Source organism: Pseudomonas sp. CFII64, assembly GCF_000416235.1.
Lineage (GTDB): Bacteria > Pseudomonadota > Gammaproteobacteria > Pseudomonadales > Pseudomonadaceae > Aquipseudomonas.
In genome coordinates, this window is the sequence record NZ_ATLO01000012.1 from 70708 (window position 1) to 92276 (window position 21569).

23 protein-coding genes and 2 pseudogenes are annotated in these 21569 nt (G+C 60.4%); 20 read left to right on the forward strand and 5 right to left on the reverse strand.

The window, feature by feature from the left end; translation table 11 throughout:
- Positions 1–47: 47 nt before the first annotated feature.
- Positions 48–905, forward strand: a complete 858-nt coding sequence (locus tag CFII64_RS07865) for a LysR family transcriptional regulator (protein WP_020290257.1) — start codon at positions 48–50, stop codon at positions 903–905.
- Between the two features lie 114 nt (positions 906–1019).
- Here CFII64_RS07865 and CFII64_RS30225 read toward each other — a convergent pair whose 3' ends face one another.
- A complete protein-coding gene (locus tag CFII64_RS30225) occupies positions 1020–1160 on the reverse strand; it encodes a hypothetical protein (protein ID WP_020290258.1) in 141 nt (46 codons plus the stop codon).
- Between CFII64_RS30225 and CFII64_RS07870 the strand changes: the two genes are divergently transcribed.
- From CFII64_RS07870 to CFII64_RS07885, 4 genes are all read left to right on the forward strand, one after another.
- Positions 1159–2103 carry a LacI family DNA-binding transcriptional regulator gene (locus CFII64_RS07870; RefSeq protein WP_020290259.1) on the forward strand — a complete coding sequence of 315 codons (945 nt, stop codon included), beginning with the start codon at positions 1159–1161 and terminating at the stop codon, positions 2101–2103. The genes CFII64_RS30225 and CFII64_RS07870 overlap by 2 nt on opposite strands.
- A gap of 174 nt (positions 2104–2277) precedes the next feature.
- Positions 2278–3675: an MFS transporter gene (locus CFII64_RS07875; protein WP_052026594.1), complete on the forward strand. Its 1398-nt coding sequence runs from the start codon at positions 2278–2280 to the stop codon at positions 3673–3675.
- Positions 3676–3712: 37 nt separating this feature from the next.
- Entirely contained in the window at positions 3713–4873 is a 1161-nt protein-coding gene (locus CFII64_RS07880) for a mandelate racemase/muconate lactonizing enzyme family protein (protein ID WP_020290261.1), read from the forward strand.
- Between the two features lie 76 nt (positions 4874–4949).
- The gene (locus tag CFII64_RS07885; RefSeq protein WP_020290262.1) at positions 4950–5903 is read left to right on the forward strand and encodes a 2-hydroxyacid dehydrogenase; all 954 of its coding nucleotides are present in this window, start codon (positions 4950–4952) and stop codon (positions 5901–5903) included.
- Positions 5904–6355: 452 nt separating this feature from the next.
- Here CFII64_RS07885 and yghU read toward each other — a convergent pair whose 3' ends face one another.
- A complete protein-coding gene (gene yghU / locus CFII64_RS07890; protein WP_020290263.1) occupies positions 6356–7195 on the reverse strand; it encodes a glutathione-dependent disulfide-bond oxidoreductase in 840 nt (279 codons plus the stop codon).
- A 66-nt stretch (positions 7196–7261) separates the two neighbouring features.
- A pseudogene (locus CFII64_RS29275) lies at positions 7262–7393 on the reverse strand (SDR family oxidoreductase); the annotation flags it as partial.
- Between the two features lie 146 nt (positions 7394–7539).
- Here CFII64_RS29275 and CFII64_RS07895 point away from each other — a divergent pair.
- The gene (locus tag CFII64_RS07895; RefSeq protein ID WP_020290264.1) at positions 7540–8220 is read left to right on the forward strand and encodes a GntR family transcriptional regulator; all 681 of its coding nucleotides are present in this window, start codon (positions 7540–7542) and stop codon (positions 8218–8220) included.
- Positions 8221–8271: 51 nt separating this feature from the next.
- Here CFII64_RS07895 and CFII64_RS07900 read toward each other — a convergent pair whose 3' ends face one another.
- Complete coding sequence (locus tag CFII64_RS07900; RefSeq protein ID WP_020290265.1) at positions 8272–8598, reverse strand: NIPSNAP family protein; 327 nt, start codon at positions 8596–8598, stop codon at positions 8272–8274.
- A gap of 176 nt (positions 8599–8774) precedes the next feature.
- Between CFII64_RS07900 and CFII64_RS07905 the strand changes: the two genes are divergently transcribed.
- The 12 genes and pseudogenes from CFII64_RS07905 to CFII64_RS07955 all read left to right on the forward strand — a co-directional run bounded on the left by CFII64_RS07905 (position 8775) and on the right by CFII64_RS07955 (position 19093).
- Positions 8775–9665, forward strand: a complete 891-nt coding sequence (locus CFII64_RS07905; RefSeq protein ID WP_020290266.1) for an NAD(P)-dependent oxidoreductase — start codon at positions 8775–8777, stop codon at positions 9663–9665.
- A gap of 38 nt (positions 9666–9703) precedes the next feature.
- Positions 9704–11131, forward strand: coding sequence for an aldehyde dehydrogenase family protein (locus CFII64_RS07910; RefSeq protein ID WP_020290267.1), 1428 nt, complete (start codon positions 9704–9706; stop codon positions 11129–11131).
- Positions 11132–11220: 89 nt separating this feature from the next.
- A complete protein-coding gene (locus tag CFII64_RS07915; RefSeq protein ID WP_020290268.1) occupies positions 11221–11616 on the forward strand; it encodes a carboxymuconolactone decarboxylase family protein in 396 nt (131 codons plus the stop codon).
- Positions 11617–11666: 50 nt separating this feature from the next.
- Positions 11667–13019, forward strand: coding sequence for an MFS transporter (locus CFII64_RS07920; RefSeq protein WP_020290269.1), 1353 nt, complete (start codon positions 11667–11669; stop codon positions 13017–13019).
- A gap of 40 nt (positions 13020–13059) precedes the next feature.
- Positions 13060–13533 (forward strand): annotated as a pseudogene (locus CFII64_RS30440) (NAD(P)-dependent oxidoreductase); the annotation flags it as partial.
- Between the two features lie 6 nt (positions 13534–13539).
- Positions 13540–13974, forward strand: coding sequence for an NAD-binding protein (locus CFII64_RS30445; protein ID WP_305366896.1), 435 nt, complete (start codon positions 13540–13542; stop codon positions 13972–13974).
- On the forward strand, positions 13971–14360 hold the full coding sequence (locus CFII64_RS07930; RefSeq protein ID WP_020290271.1) for a cupin domain-containing protein: 390 nt from the start codon (positions 13971–13973) through the stop codon (positions 14358–14360). The genes CFII64_RS30445 and CFII64_RS07930 overlap by 4 nt, the downstream gene beginning before the upstream one ends.
- Before the next feature lie 24 nt (positions 14361–14384).
- Positions 14385–15167: a carboxymuconolactone decarboxylase family protein gene (locus CFII64_RS07935; protein ID WP_020290272.1), complete on the forward strand. Its 783-nt coding sequence runs from the start codon at positions 14385–14387 to the stop codon at positions 15165–15167.
- A gap of 21 nt (positions 15168–15188) precedes the next feature.
- On the forward strand, positions 15189–16037 hold the full coding sequence (locus CFII64_RS07940; RefSeq protein ID WP_020290273.1) for an N-acyl homoserine lactonase family protein: 849 nt from the start codon (positions 15189–15191) through the stop codon (positions 16035–16037).
- Complete coding sequence (locus CFII64_RS07945) at positions 16034–16801, forward strand: SDR family NAD(P)-dependent oxidoreductase (protein ID WP_020290274.1); 768 nt, start codon at positions 16034–16036, stop codon at positions 16799–16801. The genes CFII64_RS07940 and CFII64_RS07945 overlap by 4 nt, the downstream gene beginning before the upstream one ends.
- A gap of 47 nt (positions 16802–16848) precedes the next feature.
- Positions 16849–18210, forward strand: coding sequence for an MmgE/PrpD family protein (locus tag CFII64_RS07950; protein WP_020290275.1), 1362 nt, complete (start codon positions 16849–16851; stop codon positions 18208–18210).
- 1 nt (position 18211) lies between these two features.
- Positions 18212–19093, forward strand: coding sequence for an NAD(P)-dependent oxidoreductase (locus CFII64_RS07955; RefSeq protein ID WP_020290276.1), 882 nt, complete (start codon positions 18212–18214; stop codon positions 19091–19093).
- 13 nt (positions 19094–19106) lie between these two features.
- On the opposite strand, the gene CFII64_RS07960 is transcribed toward CFII64_RS07955, so the two are convergent.
- Positions 19107–19973 carry a LysR family transcriptional regulator gene (locus tag CFII64_RS07960; protein WP_020290277.1) on the reverse strand — a complete coding sequence of 289 codons (867 nt, stop codon included), beginning with the start codon at positions 19971–19973 and terminating at the stop codon, positions 19107–19109.
- Positions 19974–20075: 102 nt separating this feature from the next.
- Here CFII64_RS07960 and CFII64_RS07965 point away from each other — a divergent pair, with 102 nt between their 5' ends.
- Positions 20076–21197 (forward strand): muconate cycloisomerase family protein, encoded by a 1122-nt coding sequence (locus tag CFII64_RS07965; protein ID WP_020290278.1) that lies wholly within the window; start codon positions 20076–20078, stop codon positions 21195–21197.
- Positions 21198–21262: 65 nt separating this feature from the next.
- Positions 21263–21553, forward strand: coding sequence for a muconolactone Delta-isomerase (gene catC / locus CFII64_RS07970; RefSeq protein ID WP_020290279.1), 291 nt, complete (start codon positions 21263–21265; stop codon positions 21551–21553).
- Positions 21554–21569: the final 16 nt, after the last annotated feature.

The following is a 21569-nucleotide window of genomic DNA, read 5'->3' on the forward strand; positions in this document are numbered from 1 at the left end:
CATAATTCACGACTTTGTCATTCGATTAACGAATAGAGGTGACTGCGATGCCTGCCAGCGATTTGCAGATCGATTGGCTCAAGTGCTTTGTGGCAGTGGTGGATGCGGGTTCGCTGTCCGGCGCAGCCCATGAGGTCAACAGATCGCAGTCGGCCGTCAGTATGCAGATGAAAAAACTGGAGGCCGCGCTTGGACGGCAGTTGTTGAATCGTGGCCCTCGGCACTTGCGACTGACTGCTGACGGTCAGACGCTGTTGACCTACGCCCGTCGCATGCTCGCCCTTCATGCCGAGACTCAGGCGGCTTTTCACGGTGAAGAGTTGACCGGCCGAATTCGCCTTGGCGTCGCCGAGGACTACGCGGCCAGGTATCTCACGCCGGTTCTCAAGCGTTTTTCGCCGCGCTACGCAGGCGTGGAAATAGAGCTGACCTGTGAACAGTCCACCACGCTTATCCCGCGTGTGCGCAGCGGCGATCTTGACCTGGCGCTGGTCTCCAGAGACTCGCCTCAAAGCGGCACATTTCTCTTCAAAGAGCCCATGGTTTGGGTGGGTTCGCCACAGTTCGAACTGTGGAGGCGAGACCCGGTGCCTATCGCCGTCTACGAAAGTGCAAGCCTGGCTCGGCATTATGCGGTGAATTCACTGACCCAACAGGGGCGCCAATTCAAAGTGGTATACAACAGCTCCAGCCTTGCTGGCCAAGTGGCCGCCGTTGAGGGTGGGCTCGCTATCACCGCGATCACGCAATGCACCGTGCAGGCATCGCTTCAGGTCCTGGGCAGCGAGCAAGGTCTGGGCAACATCGAACCTATGGACGTTTCGATTCTGCGTAGCCGAGCCTCTCGCGGCTCTAAAGCGGTCAATAGCCTTCATGCTTTCATCATCAGCGCGCTCAGAGGTTGAAGATGATGCACGTGGGGGCAACCCTGAAAATCTATGAGCCAACACCAAGTATCGTGAATGTTCTGCGCAGCTTTGATAGATTCACTGCGCTAACAGCCTGCTCGCACAGCAGTTTCAGGTATCAAGCTTCAGATTCGGAATGTTCATGGCGAAGAAACCCGCAGCATCCCCCATTGATCTGTCATCGACGGCAACCCGGAAAGGCTCCAGCCTGACATTGATTGATGTGGCCAAGGTTGCAGGTGTCTCACCCATGACCGTCTCCAGAGCCTTGCATCGACCAGAACTGGTGACCGAAGAAACCCGGGAAAAGGTCCGCGAGGCGGTACGCAAGACCGGGTATGTGTCGAACATGCTGGCTGGCGGCCTGGCCAGTAATAAAAGCCGTCTGGTGGCGATTTTCCTGCCGACCATTGCCAACTCGATTTTTGCCGACACTGTGCAATCGCTGATGGATCGGCTGACCGAAGCGGGCTATCAGACCCTGCTGGGCCTCACCGGCTATTCCGCCGAACAGGAAGAAAAGCTCCTGGAAGCGGTCCTCGGTCGGCGTCCGGATGGCATCGTTCTGACCGGCACACTCCACACCGAATCCAGCCGCCTGCGCCTTGCTCAGGCAGGTATTCCCGTGGTCGAAGCCTGGGACTTGAGTGAAGATCCGCTGGACATGCTGGTGGGTTTCTCTCATGAAAAAGTCGGGGAGCAGACCGCGCGACATCTGGTTGCCAAGGGCTACAAACGGTTTTCAGTGGTGACCATCAGTGACCCCCGTGGCTTGCGCCGTTGCAATAGCCTGATTGCCGAGCTCAAACGCTTGGGGATGGACGAAGTGCCGATGGAGGTTCTGGCGCCGCCGGCGACGCTCGAAGTCGGGCGGGAAGGGCTTCGGCGTTTGCTGGAACAGCCCGTGCAACCGGATATCGTCGTGTGCAGCTCCGACACCGTGGCCCAGGGTGTGCTGGCCGAAGCCGCCAGTCGCGGGATGCAGGTGCCTTCGGATCTCGCGGTGATGGGCTTCGGTGATTTGAGCAGTGCGGCGCAGGTGTACCCGGCGCTGTCCACAGTCAGCGTTGATGGCAGAAGAATCGGCCTGCAAGTCGCCCAGGCGCTGCTTGAGCGCTTCGCCTATCCCGCAGGCAGTCACGACCCGGTGCGCATTGACACCGGCTTCACCCTGATCGATCGCGCCAGTACCTGAGCAAAAACCGGTGAATGTTGATTCTCTGACAGTTGAATGATTGCGCAATCAGTGTAATATCGGCGTCGGGGTCAACTGTCTTCTCTGGCAGCGCCTTTTTTTAAGCCTTTGAATGATTGCGCAATCATTGCCCGATCATCAGGGTCTCAGGAGATTGAAAACCACGCTGTACCAATGCCGAATTTCACAATAAGGAAAATAAGAGTGAGCGATCCTGCGCAATCGATAGCCAAGACAAACGTCCGCTATCTCATCCTGGTGATGATCTTCATCGTCACCGTTTTCAACTATGTTGATCGGGCAACGCTGTCCATCGCCGCGCCCAGTATGCGCACCGACCTGGGCTTCGATGCCCTGACCATGGGCATTGCGTTCTCGGCATTCGGTTGGGCCTATACCTCGATGCAACTGCCCGGTGGCATCATCCTCGACCGGTTCGGTTCACGTCTGGTACTTGGGCTGAGCCTGATCATCTGGTCGGTGTTCACCTTCCTGCAAGGTTACGTTGACCTGTTCAGTTCCGCGTTTCTGGCGCTGTTTGTCTTGCGCTTCATGATGGGCGTTGCCGAAGCACCGGCATTTCCGGCCAACAATCGCCTGACGGTCATGTGGTTCCCGCGTCACGAAAGGGGGCTGGCGACGGCGGTATTTCAGTCCGCGCAATATTTCGCACTGGCCGCCTTCACGCCGTTGATGGTCTGGCTGGTGAGCACCTGGGGATGGCAGCACGTGTTCTGGGTCACGGGCGGCGCGGGCATCTTTATCGGTTTACTGTGGTTCCGGATGGTTCAGGAACCGCGCAAGGACAAGCGCGCCAACCAGGCGGAAATCGACTACATCGAAGCGGGTGGCGGTTTGCCAACCATCGGCGACGTGAAGACCCCGTTCAGCTGGAAAAGCCTGAAGGCCATCGGTGGCAACCGCATGATGGTAGGCATCTATCTGGGCCAGTTCTGCCTGACCTCCATCACCTGGTTTTTCCTGACCTGGTTCCCGACGTACCTGATCGAAGCCAAGGGCATGACCATGCTGAAGGTCGGCCTGGTCGCTGCCATTCCGCCTATCGCCGGTTGCCTGGGCGGCATGATCGGCGGCGTCTGGTCGGACTGGATGCTGCGCAAGAACTTCAGCCTGACTGCGGCGCGCAAGACGCCAATCATCTGTGGGCTGTTGCTCTCCAGCAGCATCATGGTCGCCAACTACACGCAGTCGATCACGCTGGTGATTCTGGTGATGTCGGTGGCGTTCTTCGCCAAGGGCGTCGGCAATCTGGGCTGGTGCATCGTCGGCGACGTCTCTCCGGCACGCGCCATGGGCCTGAGCGGTGCGATGTTCAACTTCTGCGGCAACCTCGCCAGCATTGTGACCCCCATCGCCATCGGCGTGATGATCAATCAGTTGGGCTCGTTCGATGTCGCGCTGATGTACGTCGCCGGAATGGGCCTGCTGGGTGCGTTTTCCTACCTGTTCATCGTCGGGCCACTCAAGCGCCTGGAGCTTGATGACCTCGAAGATCCGGCTCGGCCCGTCGACGCCGCTATGAACGCCGAACTGACCAGGCCGCGTACCTGACTTCTGTTTACAACCTCACGATTGAAGGAGAGCGCACATGCTCGTACAACAACAATCCATCAAGTCCGCTGACGACGACCGTATCGCCTGGGTTCGGGTCTCATCGGTCATCCTGCCGCTGGCCAACCCGATCAGCGATGCCAAGGTGCTGACCGGCCGGCAGAAGCCGATGACCGAAATCGTCATCCTGTTCGCTGAAATTGAAACCGTTGACGGTCATAGTGGCCTTGGCTTCAGCTACTCCAAACGTGCCGGCGGGCCGGGACAATTCGCCCACGCCAAGGAAGTAGCCCCGGCGCTGATCGGCGAAAACCCCAGTGACATCGCCAAACTGTGGACCAAGCTGTGCTGGGCCGGCGCATCGGTGGGCCGCAGCGGTATGTCGACCCAGGCGATCGGCGCGTTCGATGTGGCGCTGTGGGACCTGAAAGCCAAGCGCGCCAACCTGTCGCTGGCTCGCCTGCTGGGCGCGCAGCGCGATTCGGTGCGCTGCTACAACACCTCTGGCGGCTTCCTGCACACGCCGCTGGATCAGTTGATGAAGAACACCGACCTGTCGCGGGAAAAGGGCATTGGCGGCATCAAGCTGAAAGTCGGCCAGCCGGACTGCGCCATCGATATCAAGCGCGTCAGCACGGTTCGCAGACACCTGGGTGATGACTTCCCGCTGATGGTCGATGCCAACCAGCAATGGGATCGCCCAACGGCCCAGCGCATGTGCCGTCGGTTTGAAGAGTTCAACCTGATCTGGATCGAAGAACCCCTGGACTGCTACGACGCGGAAGGCCATGCCGCGCTGGCGCAGCAATTCGACACGCCGATTGCCACCGGTGAAATGCTCACCAGCGTTGCCGAACACGCCGAGTTCATCAAGCTGCGCGGCGCTGACTTCCTGATGCCCGACGCGCCACGTGTCGGCGGTATCACGCCTTACCTGAAAGTCGCGGCAATGGCCGAGCAAGCAGGTTTGATGCTTGCACCGCACTTCGCCATGGAACTGCACGTTCATCTCGCGGCGGCCTATCCGACCGAGCCTTGGGTCGAGCATTTCGAATGGCTGGAGCCGCTGTTCAACGAGCGTCTGGAAACCCGCGACGGCCGAATGCTTGTGCCAACACGGCCTGGTCTGGGGCTTACGCTCAGCGGGCAGGTCAAGCCGTGGACAGCTCAGGAAGCCGAAGTCGGCACTCGTCCCTGAACTGAACCGCGCTGTGGCTTGCAGCGCTCCGGTGTGCGAGGCTCTGAGCAGAGCCTCTATAAAAGGATGAACAACGATGATCGACAGCAAAGGCGATGTTTTAGTCTGGGGTCCCATGCATGCATCCTTGATGCAGGCGCTGGAAGCCAACGTCAATGTGCACAAGCGCTGGGAGATAGCCGACTTCGACAGTTGGGCGGTTTCCCACGCCCAAGCCATACGTGTCGTTGTGACCAGCGGTGTGTACGGTGCCGATAACGCGACGCTGGACAAACTGCCCAATCTCGAAGCAATCACCAGCTTTGGCGTTGGCTATGACGCGGTCGACACCACTTACCTCGCCGGTCGCGGCATCCAGTTGAGCAATACGCCCGACGTGCTCAACAACAGCGTGGCTGAAACCGCACTTGCGTTGATGCTCTGCGTGTCACGGCGCATCAGTGAAGCCGAGCGCTTCGTGCGTGCGGGCAAATGGCAGCAGACGAAATTCCCCTTGGGCAACGACCTGCATGGCAAAACCTGCGGGATCGTCGGGTTGGGCAAAATCGGCAAAACCATCGCCAAACTGGTCAGTGCATTCGATATGCACGTCGCCTATTTCCGGCCAAGCGGGCCTTATGCCGATGTTTCCTACACTCATTACGCTGATCTTCAGGAACTCGCAGCGGCTGCGGATTACCTGGTCGTCATTGTTCCCGGTGGGGCGGACACGCGACACCTGATCAATCGTGACGTCATGCGCGCACTCGGCCCGTCGTCATTTCTGATCAACGTGGCCCGGGGCACCGTCGTTGACGAGGCTGCGTTGGTGGCTGCGTTGCTTGAATCCGAAATCGGTGGCGCCGGGCTGGATGTGTTCGATGACGAACCTAATGTCCCGGCCGAATTGATCGCTATGGATAACGTTGTGCTGCTGCCACACATTGGCAGCGGCACTCACGAGACTCGCCAGGCTATGGCGGATCTGGTCTACGCGAATCTTGCTGCGTGGTTTGAGCAAGGAAAACTGGTGACGCCAGTGAGTCTGTAGGAGCCAACTTGTTGGCGAGGTGTTAGTGAAGTCTGCCCGTACGCTTTTGATTTTCGCTTTTTCGTGCTGCGATCTGGCAGACGCCGCCAAACGCGCGTCGGGAGGCTGAGCGCAGGTGTCGTGGGGTGGGGCGACCGGCATGGATGCCGGTCGAGCGCCGTTGCGCCAGGGATGGCGCGTCGGCGCGTACCCACCCCACGGCACCGGAGCGAAGGAACCCCTGCGAAGCAGGGGCCGGACGTCAGCGCACAATGGTTTCGTCCTTTGCCGAAACAAAGGACTCGACCGTCAGGGCGAAACCTCAATAAGCCGCACCGCAAATGCTGTTGGTGCTACCCGATTCGAAACGCAGCGCCAGAAAAAATCAGGTAGAACCGCTGCGCGCTGATGACATACAAGGAGCGAACTTGTTGGCGAGGCGTATCGCCTGGCCGCTTCGCTGGCAAACTCGCTCAGTCCAAATCACTGCCCTGATGCCGTTCCGGCACCTGTGTTGCCTCATCGCCCCAGGTCCGGTTGACCCGCATCCCGCGAATCACTGCAGGTCGCTTGGCGATTTCTTGCGCCCAGCGCTGCACATGGGTGTATTCGTGGGCGGCAAGAAATTCCGCAGCCGAATACACGTTGCCGAGCACCACCTGGCCATACCACGACCAGACCGCGATATCGGCGATGGTATAGCTGTCGCCGGCCAGATACGGGCTTTCAGCCAGTCGGCGATTGAGCACATCCAGCTGCCGTTTGGCCTCCATGGTGAAGCGGTTGATCGGGTACTCAAGCTTCTCCGGTGCATACAGGTAGAAATGCCCGAAGCCGCCGCCCAGGTAGGGCGCTGCACCCATCTGCCAGAACAGCCAGTTCAGGGTTTCGGTACGCCCGGCCAGGTCGGTGGGCAGCAGTGCGCCGAATTTTTCCGCCAGGTACAGCAGGATCGAACCGGACTCGAAAACCCGGATCGCCGGGTCGACGCTGCGGTCCAGCAGCGCCGGGATTTTCGAGTTGGGGTTGATGTCCACAAAACCGCTGGAGAATTGATCGCCCTCGTTGATGCGAATCAGCCAGGCGTCGTACTCGGCGCTGGAGTGCCCAAGCGCCAGTAACTCCTCCAGCAGGATCGTCACCTTCACGCCATTGGGCGTGGCCAGCGAATACAGCTGCAATGGCTGCTTGCCAACCGGCAATACCTTGTCGTGGGTCGGCCCGGCAATCGGGCGGTTGATATTGGCGAACTGGCCACCAGACGGCGCATCATCTTTCCAGACTGTAGGGGGAACATAGGCAGCTTTGCTCATGAGACGGACCTCGTAATGTGCTAGTTCTGATGCGGCGGATCGCGGATTGGCGGCTTTCGCCTGACCTTAGCCAGCGTTGACACTCATCCCGTCATCGGCCATGACCACTGATCCAACCATATAGGACGCCCGACTGGAAGCCAGAAATGCCACCACTTCAGCAATTTCTTCGGGTTGAGCGGCGCGTTTGATCGGCGATGACGGGATTTTATTTCGCCTAAAACCGCTGTAATACAATACGATTGTGTATAACGCAGCCGATCACGAGGATGGGGTGCGCTCGATCCAGGCGATGGCCCGCGCGGCGTCGCAGCAATGAATGTGAAGGTCTCAGGGAATCCACCATGAAAGTACAACGCCAGGCGTCATCTTTGCGGCATCAGGTACAGGATGCACTGCGCAACGAAATCATTTCCGGCCGGTTCAAACCCGGTGATCGGCTGGTGGAGCAGCAGCTCTACACGGCCCTGGATGTGAGCCGCACGTCATTGCGCGAAGCGCTGCGGCAACTGGAAGCGGAAGGTCTGGTGGAGCAGGTTCCCCATCGCGGGGCGTACGTGGCCTCAGTGGATGCCAACGACGCGATTCAGATCTACGACGTGCGCGGTGCGCTGGAAGTGCTCGCCGTGCGTAATTTCGTGCGCTACGCCACTGACGAAGACGTGACCGAGCTGGCGGACGTTTTCGACGAGTTTGTCGAGCAATCCCACACCGAATCCCTCGACGGCGCAGCGCTGCTGGACATCAAACGGCGCTTTTATCATGTGCTGCTGGATATCGAGCAGAGCAATGTGGTCGGCAGCATGCTGGAACAGTTGAACAACCGCGTCAGCCTGCTGCGGGCCTTGTCCCTCGGTCGTCAGGGACGAATGGTGCATACCTTGGCGGAGCTCAAGGAAATCGTGCGCATGATTCAGCTGCGCGATGAGCCCGGCGCATGCGCGGCGGCGTTGCTGCACGTGGAAAACGCCTCGAAGAACGTGCTGGAATTGCTGGCGCTGAATGGCGTTCACTCGGTGCAGTAGCTTTTGTATATACGAGCCGATTGGCCGGCCCCTACAGCACCCACCCAGCACTCAGCGCAACGCTGAATACGCGGTCGGCGTGAGGAACTGGTTTTCGATGCGCTGCACGATGATCGCCTGGGCTTCGCTTTCGGCGCGTTTGGCGATCCATTCAGCGTCACTCTGGAACGCATTCCACTTGGTTTCCCGGTCGGCAAGGCTGTCCCATTTCAGCACATAGGTCAGGGTCTGATTGCTGTCGCCGCTCAGCGACGTCCAGAAACCCACTTGCTCGATTCCATACTTTTCGAAAAAACCCAGAGTGATTTTGCTGAAGCGTTCATGCAGGGCCGGCAGGCGGCCCGGTGCGCAATGGTAGATACGTAGTTCAACGATCATTTTCTGCTCCTTTGGTAAGCGCCGATCAGGAAATAGGCAAAGTAGCCTATTGACCGATTGTATGACAGTCATATAGTTTTGTCGCAACTGCTGGCGCGCACCGAGCAGAAAAAACTTCAGGTGCCGCCGTGAACCCGTTTTGAAGAACCCGTTTCCAAAAACAATAGGGCGCGAACATGACTCAACCAAAACGCATCGGTTTCATCGGCCTCGGCATGATGGGGCTGCCGATGACCACCTGCCTGAGCAAGGCCGGGTTTCAGCTGTTTCTTGCCGATGCCGATGCGGGGCGGCTGCAGGAAATTCAGACTGCTCTTGGCGCATCCGCACTGGATGCCGACAACGCCAAATCCCTCGATGTGCTGATCACCATGCTGCCCAATTCGAACATCGTCGAAAGCGTATTGCTGGGCGTCGACGGGCAATCGGGCTGGGCCGCATCACTGACGGCCGACACGGTGGTCATCGATATGAGTTCCTCTGAACCAGCGCGCTCCCGGGATCTTGGGCAGAAGCTTGCCGGCATCGGCCTCGCTTATCTGGACGCTCCGGTTTCCGGCGGCGTGAAGCGCGCAGTCGATGGCTCGCTGGCGATTCTGGTCGGCGGCGATCCAACGGTAATGCAGCGCTGTCAGTCGGTACTCGACGCGATGGGCAAGAACATCCTGCACATTGGCGCAGCGGGCTCCGGCCATGCGGCCAAGGCGCTGAACAATTTCGTCTCCGCCGCTGGCTTGATGGCCACGGTTGAGGCATTGCATGTGGCCAAGCGTTTCGGCATCGATCCCGGCGTGATGGTCGACGTGCTCAACGCCTCCAGCGGCGGCAGCAACACCTCGTTGAACAAGGCCAGACAATTCATGCTCAGCGGCAGCTTCGCTTCCGGCTTCTCGATGCAGTTGATGAACAAGGACCTGAAGATCGCCAAGGGCCTGTCGGATGCGCTGGACTACCCGCTGTTGTTCGGCCAGCGCGCGATCAAGGTCTGGGACGAGGTGGCGCAAGACGCAACGCCCACCACCGACCACACCGAGATGTACCGGATGCTGGCCAAGGAAGGCGAGTAATCGCGTTATTTGCGCAGATCGTCAACGGAGCAAAGCCTATGTCTCATGCAGCCGAATTTTACATCAATGGACAATGGGTGAAGCCTGCGGCTCCCGATTGGTTCGACGTCATTGATCCGGCAACGGAAACCGTCGTCGACCGTCTTGCCTTGGGCAATTCCACGGACGTTGATCGTGCCGTCGCCGCAGCGCGCCGGGCTTTGCCCGCGTACGCGCAAACCAGCGTTACCCAGCGCATCGATTTACTGCGCCGCATCGTCTCGATTTATGAGCGTCGTCAGGAGGAATTTGCCCAGGCCATGCGTCTGGAAATGGGCTCGCCCATCAGCGCCTCGCGCAATTTCCAGGTGCCACGTGGCTGGTTGCACCTGAACCAGTTGATTGAAGTGCTGCAACGTTTTGAATTCGAGCAGCGCCAGGGCAGCACGGTATTGCGCTACGAGCCGGTGGGCGTGTGCGGGCTGATTACGCCGTGGAACTGGCCGATCAACCAGATCGTGGTGAAAGTCGGCCCCGCGCTGGCGGCTGGTTGCACCATGGTGCTCAAGCCCAGTGAATATTCACCACTGAGCAGCCTGCTGTTCGCCGAGGTATTGGACGAGGCGGGCGTGCCAGCGGGTGTGTTCAATCTGGTCAATGGCGACGGGCCGGGTGTCGGCGCCGCGCTGTCGGCGCACCCGGATGTCGACATGCTGTCGTTCACCGGCTCGACGCGCGCTGGCGTGCTGGTGGCGAAATCGGCGGCGGACACCGTCAAGCGCGTTGCCCAGGAGCTGGGCGGCAAGTCGGCGAATATCCTGCTCGATGACGTCGATCTGCAAAACGCCGTAACCCGCGGCGTTGCGGCCTGCTTCACCAACAGCGGCCAGTCATGCTCGATTCCGACCCGCCTGTTGATCCCCCGTAACCTGATGGACGATGCAATCCAGATCGCGAAACGAGCTGCCGAAGCGTTCAAGGTTGGCGCAACCACCGACGACGCCACCCAGCTTGGGCCGCTGGTCAATCATGCGCAATGGCGGCGGGTTCAGGCGCTGATCCAGGCCGGTATCGACGAGGGCGCGCAACTGGTGACGGGTGGCGTGGGCAAGCCTGAAGGCCTGTCCAAGGGCTATTTCGTCAAGCCCACGGTGTTCGCCAACGTGACGCCGCAGATGTCCATTGCCCAGGAAGAAATCTTCGGCCCGGTGCTGTCGATGATCGCCTATGACGATGAGGCGCAAGCGATTCAGATCGCCAATGACACGCCTTACGGGCTGGCGGCGTACGTGCAATCGGCTGATCAGGACCGGGCACGTAACGTCGCTCGCGCCTTGCAGGCTGGCAGCGTTCACCTGAATTACCCGCCTGCGGATTTCGCCGCGCCGTTCGGTGGTTACAAACGCTCCGGCAACGGCCGGGAGTGGGGCGAGTTCGGTTTGCGCGAGTATCTGGAAGTGAAATCCCTGGTGGGTTACGGCGACTGAAATCCTGGTTGAGCCAAAGCGCTGAGCTAAAAAATTTGCCTGCGAAGACTGTATGACAATCTGTCGATAGTACGAAATTGGAGATAACGATGGACGACAACGAACGCTTTAACCAAGGCTTCAACAACCGCAAGGAAGTCCTCGGTGATCTGCATGTGGAGAAATCCTGGGCCGCAGCGGATGACTTCAATCGGCCGATCCAGAAGCTGGTCACCGAGGTGTGCTGGGGCGAAATCTGGGGCGACGAAACCTTGCCGTTCAAGACCCGCAGCATCGTCAATCTGGCAATGCTCACCGCCATGAGCCAGCACCACGAACTGGGCGTTCACGTGCGCGGCGCCTTGCGTAACGGGGTGACCAAGGACGAAATCCGCGCGGTGCTGATGCAGGCCTCGATTTACTGCGGCGTGCCGCTGGGCCTGGCGGCGTTCCGTGTCGCATCAGCGGCGATCAAGGCCTACGAGGCGGAAATCGCCGACGCCTGATCCGCTTCAAAACCTCCCTTGCCGTTCAACAATAATTATAAGGAAACGTCATGAGTACCCATGCCCCCGCCCAAGCACAGGCCAGGCCGCTGGCCGAGACCGATCAGTCGATCGAGAAGAAAAGAAGGAACGCGATCAAAGGCGCGTTCTTCTCCGAATACATCGATATGTTCGACATCTATTTGCCGGTCGTCGTGCTGTCCCCTGTGTTGTTCTTCTTCCAGCCTGCCCAGTTGTCGCCGGGCATGGCCGCGATTCTCGCCTCACTGGTGTTCATCACCACGCTGCTTGGGCGGCCCATTGGTGCACTGTTGTTCGGCATGATCGCCGACCGCACCGGGCGGCGCATGGCGTCGATTTATTCGGTGTCGGGCTTCGGCATCGTGACTTTCCTGATTGCCTTGCTGCCGGGTTACGAGACCATCGGCATAGCCTCGTACTGGGCCTTGGTGCTGCTGCGTTTTGTCGACGGTATTTTCCTCGGCGGTGGTTACACCGGGGCCATGCCGCTGGCTATCGAGTATTCGAAAAAGCATCAGCGTGGCTTCGTTGGCGGCTTGATCATCGCCGGTTTTCCGCTGGCCTACGTCAGCATCAATCTGGTGGCAATGTTGATGTTCATGCTGTTCCCGCTGGCCGGTCCCGATTCGCCGTACGTGCAATGGGGCTGGCGGATTCCGTTTGTGATCGGCGCTGTGCTGGCCGGCGTGCTGGCGCTGTATTACATCTATGCGGTCTCGGAATCCGAAATCTGGGAAGAAGACGCCGAGAAAAAACCTCGGGAAAAACTGCCGCTGACTGATCTGCTCAAAGGCAAAAGTGGCCGCAATCTGCTGCAAGTGCTGCTGATGATGACCGGCTTCTGGCTGACGCAGAACATCATCACTATTTTCCTGCCCACCGGATTGTTGGTGAATATCCTGCATCTTTCGGGGATGCAAGTGACCGGCACGCTGCTGATTTGCTACTCGGTACTGTTCTTCAGCTACATCGCTTCGGGGATGATCGGCCAGAAAATCGGCCGCCGACGCTTCTTCCTGATCCTCGGGCCGATCATCGCCACGGTCGGCGCGGGCGTCATGTATGTGCTGGCCAACGTGCCGGGATTGTCGCTGCCGGTGATCATGACCCTGGTGTGCCTGCTGTCGGTAGTGGTCACTGCGCCGTGGGGCGTGATCGTCACTTACATCAACGAGCGTTTTGTCACCGACGTACGCGCCACCGGTTTTGGCGTCGGCTTCAGCCTGTCGGTGATCATCCCGTCGTTTTACGCCTTCTACATGGCGTGGCTGGGCCAGATCATTCCTTTCACCATGACCCCCGCAGTCCTGCTGTGCGTGGGCGGTGTCATCGCCACGATTGGTGCGTACATGGGCCCGGAAACCAAGGACGTCGACTTCTGACGCGTGCCTGACCTGACAGAACAATAACCAACGGGAGAACGTTGTGGACAACAAAACCATTGGCTTCATCGGCCTGGGCAACATGGGCGGTCGCATGACCCGCTGTCTGGTGGATGCAGGCCTTGCGGTACTGGGTTATGACACGGATCGCCAGCGTGTCGAAAGCGCTGGGGCACAGGTTGCCGAGTCCATCGGCCAGGTCGCTGCACAAGTGGACGTGGTGTTGCTGTCGCTGCCGGACAGCAAGGTGGTCGAGGCCGTCGTCGAAGGGCCTGAAGGGTTGCTGCGCCATTGCCACGAAGGCCAGATCGTGGTCGATTTGAGTACCGCTGCCGCCAGTTCAACCGTGCGTTTGCACGCTCTGTTTGCCGAACGCGGCGTGCAGTACATCGACGCCGGGATCTCCGGCGGCGCGGCTGCGGCGCAAAAGGGCGCGCTGACCTTGATGGTCGGTGGCGATGCCGCCAGCGTCGCGGCCCTGGACTGGGTATTTGCGCCCATCGCCAGCAAGGTGTTTTTGATGGGCGAAAGCGGCGCCGGACACACCACCAAGTTACTCAACAACTTCCTCAACGCAGTGAGTCTTGCCGCCACCGCCGAAGTGATGGTCGCCGGCAAAAAAGCCGGTCTGGACCTGCACCAGCTACTCGACGTGCTCAACAGCAGCAGCGGGGTCAATTTCGCCACGCAGAAGCGCTTCCCGTACATCGTCGACGGCAATTATCTGGAAGGCGGCCTGACCGGCAAATTGATGAGCAAGGACGTGGTGCTCTACCTCGACCGGGTGCGTGAGCTGGGCGTTGCTTCGCTCAATGCCTCCGGGCCTTTGGCGAGCTTCGGCCTGCAGGTCGCGCTGGGTTACGGCGACCAGATCAGCAACAAAGTCGTGGATGCCATCGGCGATATGTCCGGCGGCGTCCGGCTTCACCAAACCTGGAAAGAGGACAAGGCATGAAGGTTATTCACGGCAGCATCGAAGGGGCAATTTCCGAGCAGCGCGGGGCGACGTTTACCGGCGTGGTCTGGGCTGATCCGGTGATGCCGACCACCGACGGCGTGACCATCAACAACGTCTCGTTCAATCCCGGTGCGCGTACGTTCTGGCATTTTCACGAGTTCGGTCAGGTGATTTACGTTACCGCCGGCAGCGGCTGGATCTGTCTGGAAGGCAACGATCCCCAGGTGATTCGTCAGGGTGACACGGTGTGGATCGGCCCGGGCGAACGGCATTGGCACGGCGCCAATACCGAGAACTTCATGGTCCACACCGCGACCTCCATCGGCAAAACGGTGTGGCAGGAAGCGGTTGCCGACCGCGATTACCTGCGCGCCGCGCGCTGATCCTGCAACAGAGGAGACCCGCACATGGCATTCACCGAAAAACAACAACAGGCCAGGGATGCGTTCGAGCGTAGCGGCGGCAGCTGGAATCCGGCGTGGGAGAGCATCCTGCGTCTGGACCCTGGTTTTCTCGAAGCCTATGCCGGATTCGCCGCCGTGCCGTGGCAAAAGAACCATCTGGAACACAAGGTCAAGGCGTTCATCGGCATTGCGGCCAGCGCCGCCGCGACCCACTTGTTCCAACCGGGCATTCACGAGCATTTGCGGGTCGCTATCGCCCATGGCGCAAGTCGCGAGGAGCTGATGGAAGTGCTGGAGTTGATCAGCACGGTCGGCATTCACGCCTCGAATGTCGGGGTGCCGGTGCTGCTCGAAGTGCTGGAGGAAGAGGGCCTGCGTAATGGGCCTGAACCACTGGATGCCCGGCGCGAGGCGCTGAAATCCAGCTTTGTCGAGAATCGCGGCTATTGGCATTCGTGCTGGGAAGGTTTACTCGAACTCGACCCGGAGCTGTTCGAAGCCTACGTCGAGTTCTCCTCGGTGCCGTGGCGCACCGGCGTGCTGTCGCCGATGGTCAAGGAATTGATGTATTGCGCGTTCGATGCCGCCGCCACGCACCTGTATGTGCCGGGCCTCAAGCTGCATATGCGCAACGCCTTGCGTTACGGCGCGAGCAAGGAACAGATCATGGAAATGCTGGAGATCGTCAGCGTGATCGGCATTCACGGGGCGCTGGTCGCCGCGCCGATGCTGGAACACGCCTGGGGCGAAGCCGCCCAGCCGGCCAATCCGAACCCGGACCTTTAGCCCTAATCAATCGGAGTCGACATGAACAATAACAATCCGACGACCGCAGCAAAGCCGAACTGGAACCATCCCGAAGTGATCGTGGTGCGTTACGGCACCCGGCAGACCAGCAAGAGCGAGTGCTACTACAACTTCCGCGCCTATCGTGAGCCGGACGAAGAAATCACCATGGATTACTTTTTCTGGATCTTCCGCAACGACGAGCAAGTCATCGTCATCGACACCGGTTTCAGCCCGGAGGCAGCGCTGGCACGCAAGCGCCAACCGGTGGTCAAGCCGGCCGATGCGTTGGCGAGGCTGGGCATTGATCCCGCTGAAGTGAAGCTGCTGGTGCTGACTCACGCGCACTATGATCACGCCGGTAATCTTGGTCTGTATCCCAATGCGCAGATCGTCATGTCCCGACGCGAGTTCGAGTTCTGGGGCACCGACATGGGCAAGCGCCCGCAATACGCGCATCACATTGATCCGCTGGACATCCAGCGCATTCAGGCCTTGGCGGATGCGGGGCGCATCACCTTGCTGGATGAGCCGCGCAACACGTTGATTCCCGGTATCGAATTGCACGAACTCGGCGGCCACACGCCGGGGCAACTGGCGGTGGTCATCGAAATGCCCGAAGGGCCGGTGATCCTGGCGTCCGACGCCATTCACTATTACGACGAGATGGAACAGGATCGCCCGTTCGCGGTGCTCGACAGCCTGGCGGACATGTATCAGGGCTACGTGCAGATCCGCGAATGGTTGCAGCGTCCCGGCGCGGTGATGATTCCCGGCCATGATCCGGACGTGATGAACCGCTTCGCCGCTGTCGATCCTGCCGATCCGACGTTCGCCGTGCGTATCGATGCCAGCGGAGCGGGCATATGAAGGGCAAGCGGGCGCTGGTCACCGGCTCGTCAAACGGACTTGGCCTGGCCATGGCCCAAGGCCTTGCGGCAGCGGGTTGTGATGTGGTGTTGCACGGGCTTGATTCGTCGGTCGACATGCACGCGACTTGCGCGGATCTGGCGCAGCAGTACGGCGTGGCGATCAGTTATGTGCAGGCCGATCTGTCGCAAGCCTCGGGTGTCGAGGCAATGCTCGATGCGGCGGGCGCGGTTGACGTGCTGATCAATAACGCCGTCGTGCGGCATTTTTCGCCCATCGAAGACTTCCCGCTCGAGCGCTGGGAGCAGGCGCTGGCGGTCAATCTGACCGCAGCCTTTCGCGCCGTACAGCTGAGTTTGCCCGGGATGCGCGCGCGGGGCTGGGGGCGGATTTTCAATATGTCCTCGGCCTATGGTTCGCGGGCGATTGCCAACCGTATCGATTACGTCACCACCAAGACCGCGCTGCTGGGCTTTACCCGCGCGGTTGCCATGGAAACGTTGGGGCAGGGCATCACGTGTAACGCGGTATGCCCTGGCTCGGTGCTGACGCCGAATATCGAAGGGCGGTTGACCGATCTGATGGCGCGCAAGCAGCTGGACCGGGAAACCGCGACACGGGAGTTTCTGCTCGGCAAGCAGGGCACCGGTCGCTTTGTCGACGCGGCGCATGTGGCGGACTTGATCGTATTTTTGTGCAGTGATTCCGGGGCTTCGATCACTGGCGCGACCTTGCCGGTGGACGATGGCTGGTTGGCGGGATGAGGTCGACTCCTTTCTCCAGCACCATCACCCAGAACAACGGAGGCACCATGCAGGTTCCTGCTGTCACCCGCCCGCTGTGCGAATTCATTGCGCGTTCAACGTGGGCCGACATCCCGCCCGACGTTCGCCATGAAGCCAAACGCGCGCTGGTCAATTATTTCGCAGTGGCGCTGGCCGGCTGCAACGATCCAGACGTCAGCAAGGCAGTGACGTTGTTTCAGCGCTTCAGCGCGGGTGCCGATGCGCAGCTGATTGGCCGCGCGCAGTTGCTGGATATCCTCAATGCCACGTCGCTCAACGCCATGAGCGCCAATGTCTTCGACTTCGACGACACGCACATTCCCACCATCATTCACCCGACCGCACCGGTCGCAGCGGCGCTGTTCGCCTTGGCTGAAACCCGAACTTTTACTGGCGAGCAACTGTTGCTGGCGTTGGTTCTCGGCGTGGAAGTGGAATGTCGGCTGGGTTTGGCGATTTCCCCCGAACACTATCGGCGTGGCTGGCATATCACCTCGACCTGTGGCGTGTTCGGGGCTGCCGCCGCTGTCGGCAAACTGCTGGACCTGAACGTCCAACAACTGGGCTGGGCCTTGGGCAATGCCAGCGCGCAAGCCTCCGGGCTGGTGGAAACACTGGGCAGCGCGGCGAAAAGTATCGGTGTCGGCAATGCCGCACGCAACGGCCTGCTCTCGGCATTGCTGGCCCAGGACGGTTTCAACGGGCCTGAATTACCCCTCGAAGGCGAGCGCGGTTTTCTCAAGGTCATGGGCGAAAATCCCGATTTTGCGGGGATAACCCAAGGCCTGGGAGAGCGTTGGGCGTTGCGCGCCAACACCTATAAACCCTATCCGTGCGGCGTGGTATTGAACCCGGTGATCGAAGCCTGCCTGGAACTGTCCCGCGAGCGCAACTGGGCGTTATCGGACCTCACCCGCATCGAACTGACCGGCCATCCTTTGCTGCGCCAGCGAACCGATCGGCCAACGATCAAGACAGGACGCGAATCACAGGTCAGTGCGCAACACGCCGTTGCTGTCGCGCTGGCCAGCGGGCGCGCGGGGCTTGCCGAATTCAGCGACGCGGCAGTGGCGGACAGCAACCTGCGGGCCCTGTATCCGCTGCTGCACTTTATCGACGATGACGGTTACGCCGTCGAGTCGGCACGGGTGCGGCTGTTTTTCCGCTCCGGCGAAATCCTCAGCCATCGCATCGACGTGGCGTCGGGCAGCCTGGGCGCGCCACTCGACGATAAAACTCTGGAACACAAACTGCGCGAACTGGCCCGTTACGGCGGCTCAACCTGCGCGCCACAACCGCTGATCGATGCGCTGTGGTCTCTGCAACATGCCAGCGATGCCAGCGCGGTAATGCGCCTGGCGCGCGGCTCACTTCATTCGGGAAATTGATATGACAGAGCAACCACTGGGTTTCATTGGCGTCGGCATCATGGGACGGCCCATGGCCCGACGTCTGCTGGAAAAAGGCCATTCGCTGGTGATCTTTGATAAAGACCCGGCAGCCCTGGCCGAGCTTTCCGGCCTGGGCGCGCGGGTTGCCGACAGCGCCCGGGAAGTGGCCGACAGCGCCAGAATCGTCTTCACCAGCCTGCCCAGCCCGGCGATTTTCAAGGCCGTGGCTCTGGGGCCGGACGGCATTGTCGAAGGCAAGGCGGTGCGCATTCTGGTCGACCTTTCCACCGTGGGTTCCCGGGCCGAACAGGAAGTTGCTGCCGGTTTGCTCAAGCACGACATTCAAACCGTCGATGCGCCCATCAGTGGTGGTGCAGCCGGGGCGAGCAAAGGCACCCTGGCGATGATGGTCGCGGGCAAGCCTGAAGCTGTCGCCCAGGTGCGTGAGCTGTTCGACGTGTTCGGCAAAGTCTTCATCGTCGGCGAGCAACCCGGCCAAGGCCAGTTGCTGAAATTGCTCAACAACATGCTCTCGACCACCGCATTCGCGATTACCTCGGAGGCGTTCGTCGCGGGCGTCAAGGGCGGGCTCGACCCGCACGTGATGATGGACGTGATCAATGCCGGGAGCGGCAAGAACGGCGCGACGCTGGACAAGTTTCCCAAACACGTCCTGCCCGGCACCTTCGATTTCGGCTTCCCGATTTCCAGCGTGTGCAAGGACATTGGCCTGGCCATCGAGGAGTGTCAGGCGCTGGGTGTGCCGATGTGGCTGGGCCATTCGGCGCGGCAACTGTGGAACGTAGCCGCGCAGCAGGATGGCGGGGAACGCGACCTGACCGAATTGGTGCGTACTGTTGAAGGCTGGTCAAAGGATTGATCGCCCGCGTGGGTTATTTCTTGCTCAGCAACGCCAGGCATTGCTGGAGCACCGGCGAGACGTCGCCGGCGCGATAACTGACCACGATGGGCGACGTCGCGCTGCTGTCCAGCAGCGACGTGTAGCCAATGTCGTCACGATGTAGACGCTGTACCGAGGCGGGAACCAGGGTGATGCCGATGCCTGCCGCGACCAGACCGATAGCGGTCTGCATTTCATTGACGGTTTGCGCGACGCGGATGCGCAAGCCTTGTCCGGCAAATATCCCCAGCACATGATCGGCATAACTCGGCCTCGGACTGCCTGGGTACAGCACAAAAGGTTCGGCCGCCAGTTGCTTGAGGGTTGCCGGGCCGGCCAGCAGCGGATGCCCGGCCGGTAACGCCGCGACCAGCGGGTCTTCCCGAAGAATCTGCTGGGTAATCGCCGGGTCATCAAACAACAACCGGCCGAAACCAACGTCGATGCGTCCACTTTTCAGGGCTTCGAGTTGCTGCAAGGTAATCAGCTCGGACAGACCCAGCTCGATGTCGCCCAGTGCGCGCAGGCGGCGGATCAGATCCGGCAACGCGCCATACAGCGTCGACGGCGCAAAACCGATGCCCAGCCAGCGTTTCTCGCCCGCCGCCACGCGTCGGGTATCGTCGCTGATGCGCGCCAGTTGCTCCAGCAACTGACTGGAATGCTCATGAAAGAATCGGCCAGCATCGGTCAGTCGCAGCGGTCTTGAGCGTTCCAGCAGCGCCACGCCCAACTCGTCTTCCAGTTGCTGGATCTGTCTACTCAGGGGCGGCTGGGCAATGTTCAGCTGTTCGGCGGCACGGGTGAAATTCAGGGTCTGGGCGAGCACCCTGAAATAGCGTAAATGACGAAGCTCCACGATACCTCCAGGGTATTAAGCGAGACCTAATCAATATTGGACGCTGTTGTTCGCCAGCGTCAATCTCTGCGCAAGACAAATAAAACGTAGATGGACACGCCCATGACTGCCATTACCATCGAACGCTTCGATACCCAGATCGTCGACTTGCCCACCATACGCCCGCACAAGCTGGCGATGCACACCATGCACGGCCAGACGCTGGTCATCCTGCGCATCTTTTGCAGCGACGGGATCGTCGGCATCGGCGAAGCCACCACCATCGGTGGCCTGGCCTACGCCGGGGAAAGCCCGGAAAGCATCAAGGTCAATCTGGACACGTGGTTTGCGCCGCTGCTCATCGGCCAGGATGCCAGCAACCTCAACGCTGCGATGCAAAGGGTCGATCACGCCATTCGTGGCAATACCTTCGCCCGCTCGGCAGTGGAAACGGCGCTGCTCGATGCGCTCGGCAAGCGCCTTGGCCTGCCGGTTGCCGAAGTGCTTGGCGGCCGCGTGCGCGACGGGGTCGAGGTCGCCTGGACCCTGGCCAGTGGCGACACCAACCGGGATATCGAAGAAGCCGAGCGCATGCTCGATATCCGCCGTCACCGCCACTTCAAGCTGAAGATCGGCGCGGGCGAACCGGCGCGCGACATCGCGCACGTCGCGGCGATCAAGCGCGCCTTGGGTGATCGCGCCAGTGTTCGCGTCGATATCAATCAGGCGTGGAGCGAGGCCGTCGCCGTGCGTGCCTGTCGGTTATTGGCCGACGCTGGCGTGGAGCTGATTGAGCAACCGCTGTCCCGGCATGATCGCGCCGGGATGGTGCGGTTGAGCGCCCACAGCCCGATTCCGTTGATGGCCGATGAAGCCATCGAGTCGGTGCAGGACAGCTTTGCCCTCGCGCAAATGGGCGCCGCCTCGATTTTCGCTCTGAAGATTGCCAAGACCGGTGGCCCGCTTGCGGTGTTGCGTACGGCGGCCATCGCCCAGTCGGCGGGCATCAGCCTGTACGGCGGCACCATGCTCGAAGGCAGCGTCGGCACGCTGGCCGCCGCCCATGCCTTCGCCACGCTGGACAGGCTCGAATGGCACACCGAACTGTTCGGGCCGCTATTGCTGACCGAAGACATTCTGGTCGAGCCACCGGTCTATCGGGATTTCCAGCTGCTGATCCCGCGCACGCCGGGCCTCGGGCTGGAACTGGATGCCGAACGCCTGGCGCGCTTTGCCCGCCATTGATTCGCGATGACGTTGCAGCAATTTTTGCAAAAGAAATCCGCCCCACACACGAGGACACCCACGCCATGCTTTTTCACGTGCGCATGACCGTTAAACTGCCTGTCGACATGCCTGCCGAGCAGTCCGCCCGGCTCAAGGCCGACGAAAAGGAACTTGCCCAGCGTCTGCAACAAGAAGGTACCTGGCGTCACCTTTGGCGCATCGCCGGGCTCTATGCCAATGTCAGCGTATTCGACGTGGCGGATGCCCAGGCGCTGCATGACACGCTGATGCAACTGCCGCTTTATCCGTACATGGACATCGACGTCATGGCGCTGTGTCGGCATCCGTCTTCGATTCATGCCGACGACCGCTGAGTTCGCTTCAGCCACC

Coding starts and splice junctions, on each gene's coding strand:
- CFII64_RS07865 (WP_020290257.1), top strand. CDS start 48: ATGCCTGCCAGCGATTTGCAGATCGATTGGCTCAAGTGCTTTGTGGCA.
- CFII64_RS07870 (WP_020290259.1), top strand. CDS start 1,159: ATGACCGTCTCCAGAGCCTTGCATCGACCAGAACTGGTGACCGAAGAA.
- CFII64_RS30225 (WP_020290258.1), bottom strand. CDS start 1,160: ATGGGTGAGACACCTGCAACCTTGGCCACATCAATCAATGTCAGGCTG.
- CFII64_RS07875 (WP_052026594.1), top strand. CDS start 2,278: ATGCCGAATTTCACAATAAGGAAAATAAGAGTGAGCGATCCTGCGCAA.
- CFII64_RS07880 (WP_020290261.1), top strand. CDS start 3,713: ATGCTCGTACAACAACAATCCATCAAGTCCGCTGACGACGACCGTATC.
- CFII64_RS07885 (WP_020290262.1), top strand. CDS start 4,950: ATGATCGACAGCAAAGGCGATGTTTTAGTCTGGGGTCCCATGCATGCA.
- yghU (WP_020290263.1), bottom strand. CDS start 7,195: ATGAGCAAAGCTGCCTATGTTCCCCCTACAGTCTGGAAAGATGATGCG.
- CFII64_RS07895 (WP_020290264.1), top strand. CDS start 7,540: ATGAAAGTACAACGCCAGGCGTCATCTTTGCGGCATCAGGTACAGGAT.
- CFII64_RS07900 (WP_020290265.1), bottom strand. CDS start 8,598: ATGATCGTTGAACTACGTATCTACCATTGCGCACCGGGCCGCCTGCCG.
- CFII64_RS07905 (WP_020290266.1), top strand. CDS start 8,775: ATGACTCAACCAAAACGCATCGGTTTCATCGGCCTCGGCATGATGGGG.
- CFII64_RS07910 (WP_020290267.1), top strand. CDS start 9,704: ATGTCTCATGCAGCCGAATTTTACATCAATGGACAATGGGTGAAGCCT.
- CFII64_RS07915 (WP_020290268.1), top strand. CDS start 11,221: ATGGACGACAACGAACGCTTTAACCAAGGCTTCAACAACCGCAAGGAA.
- CFII64_RS07920 (WP_020290269.1), top strand. CDS start 11,667: ATGAGTACCCATGCCCCCGCCCAAGCACAGGCCAGGCCGCTGGCCGAG.
- CFII64_RS30445 (WP_305366896.1), top strand. CDS start 13,540: ATGGGCGAAAGCGGCGCCGGACACACCACCAAGTTACTCAACAACTTC.
- CFII64_RS07930 (WP_020290271.1), top strand. CDS start 13,971: ATGAAGGTTATTCACGGCAGCATCGAAGGGGCAATTTCCGAGCAGCGC.
- CFII64_RS07935 (WP_020290272.1), top strand. CDS start 14,385: ATGGCATTCACCGAAAAACAACAACAGGCCAGGGATGCGTTCGAGCGT.
- CFII64_RS07940 (WP_020290273.1), top strand. CDS start 15,189: ATGAACAATAACAATCCGACGACCGCAGCAAAGCCGAACTGGAACCAT.
- CFII64_RS07945 (WP_020290274.1), top strand. CDS start 16,034: ATGAAGGGCAAGCGGGCGCTGGTCACCGGCTCGTCAAACGGACTTGGC.
- CFII64_RS07950 (WP_020290275.1), top strand. CDS start 16,849: ATGCAGGTTCCTGCTGTCACCCGCCCGCTGTGCGAATTCATTGCGCGT.
- CFII64_RS07955 (WP_020290276.1), top strand. CDS start 18,212: ATGACAGAGCAACCACTGGGTTTCATTGGCGTCGGCATCATGGGACGG.
- CFII64_RS07965 (WP_020290278.1), top strand. CDS start 20,076: ATGACTGCCATTACCATCGAACGCTTCGATACCCAGATCGTCGACTTG.
- catC (WP_020290279.1), top strand. CDS start 21,263: ATGCTTTTTCACGTGCGCATGACCGTTAAACTGCCTGTCGACATGCCT.